This is a genomic window from Pseudomonas kitaguniensis, from assembly GCF_009296165.1.
GTDB classification, from domain to species: Bacteria; Pseudomonadota; Gammaproteobacteria; order Pseudomonadales; family Pseudomonadaceae; genus Aquipseudomonas; species Aquipseudomonas kitaguniensis.
Genome location: NZ_VUAZ01000250.1, coordinates 1 through 681, shown reverse-complemented (window position 1 = coordinate 681; position 681 = coordinate 1). Strand labels below are relative to the sequence as shown.

Genomic DNA, 681 nt, shown 5'->3' with positions numbered 1-681 from the left:
GTATCGAGCTGGAAGACGTTGCCGCCGTGGTCATGGTCGGTGGCTCAACCCGTGTGCCGCGCGTTCGCGACGCGGTAGCCGAAGCCTTTGGGCGTCAGCCGCTGACCGAAATCGACCCTGATCAAGTGGTCGCGATTGGTGCTGCGATCCAGGCCGATACCCTCGCAGGCAACAAGCGTGACGGTGGCGAACTGCTTCTGCTCGACGTGATCCCGCTGTCTCTGGGGCTGGAAACCATGGGTGGCTTGATGGAGAAGGTGATTCCGCGCAACACCACCATCCCCGTTGCCCGCGCTCAGGATTTCACCACCTATAAAGACGGCCAGACGGCCATGATGATTCATGTGCTGCAAGGTGAGCGTGAGCTGATCAGTGATTGCCGCTCGCTGGCGCGTTTTGAACTGCGCGGCATTCCGGCGATGGTGGCGGGTGCGGCGAAGATTCGCGTGACCTTCCAGGTTGACGCCGATGGCCTGCTCAGCGTGGCTGCACGTGAGCTGGGCTCGGGCGTAGAAGCCAGCATTCAGGTCAAGCCGTCCTACGGCCTGACCGACGGCGAAATCGCCAAGATGCTCAAGGACTCGTTCCAATATGCCGGTGACGACAAAGTTGCCCGCGTAGTGCGTGAGCAGCAAGTGGACGCCCAGCGTCTGCTTGAGGCGGTGCAAAGCGCCCTCGACG

The 681-nt window shown here is 62.0% G+C and carries 1 protein-coding gene; it reads left to right on the top strand.

What is annotated here, in order from left to right; all coding sequences use genetic code 11:
* On the top strand, positions 1-681 hold a 681-nt coding region (locus tag F0169_RS27180; protein ID WP_152748150.1), incomplete at both ends, for an Hsp70 family protein.